General features: G+C 40.0%; 1 protein-coding gene. It reads left to right on the top strand.

Annotated features, from left to right (window positions below):
• Positions 1 to 71: 71 nt before the first annotated feature.
• Positions 72 to 485 (top strand): hypothetical protein, encoded by a 414-nt coding sequence (locus tag ACFINO_RS10380; RefSeq protein ID WP_375655749.1) that lies wholly within the window; start codon positions 72 to 74, stop codon positions 483 to 485.
• Positions 486 to 740: the final 255 nt, after the last annotated feature.

The raw sequence follows: 740 nt of genomic DNA on the forward strand, positions 1-740 counted from the left end.
TATAAATGCCAAAAGTTTTATGGCACATCTCATCGTGAACAATTTCCTTTAAGTAAATCAAGGAGTAAAAAATGAAACAAACCTTAAAATTATTAAGTGCTGTAACTCTATTCAGTATCGCTGGATGTCAGTTTAATAAGCCTCCTTCAGGATACTTGACTGCTTGGGAGAAGCCAGGAGCAGATTTTACTGAAATAGGAAAAGCATTATTAGAATGTGGTATGCCAACGCCTTATGATGTATTTCCAGAAAATAGAAAGCAGAGCATCAATGCAAAAGCAACAACTTATGCTTGCATGATTCAATCAGGATTCCGCTATAAAGATGAAGAAGTAGCAAGAGCGGGAGGGTGGTGTTATACTTTTAGAGCCGAAAACTTGCCCATTTGTCGTCCAGGTGCTGTGATCCCGAGTCCCAGTGTCAAGAAGCGCTTAAAAAGCCCTTTTTGTAAAAAATATAAAAATGCACCTGAATGCAAACCTTAAGTCTTGCTAGTGATGATCAACAATCCGCCATCCTTGCCTTCGCTTGGAATGGCGCGATTGTTTCCTCAATCCGTCATCTCAATATTGTATGTAAAGCGATATGGCGTAGAATGTACTTAGTAATCCTATAACCAGGTTGCGATACAGGACGGTTTTTGTTATCTCCAGGGTGATGAGCTTGAGAAAGCCTTGTCCGTCCTTACGTGACAAGGTTTTCTTTTTATGCCGCGTCGTTATAACGTTGCTGTTTTGCTT

Origin of the sequence: Bartonella sp. AA83SXKL, from assembly GCF_042196965.1 — a bacterium.
Lineage (GTDB): Bacteria > Pseudomonadota > Alphaproteobacteria > Rhizobiales > Rhizobiaceae > Bartonella.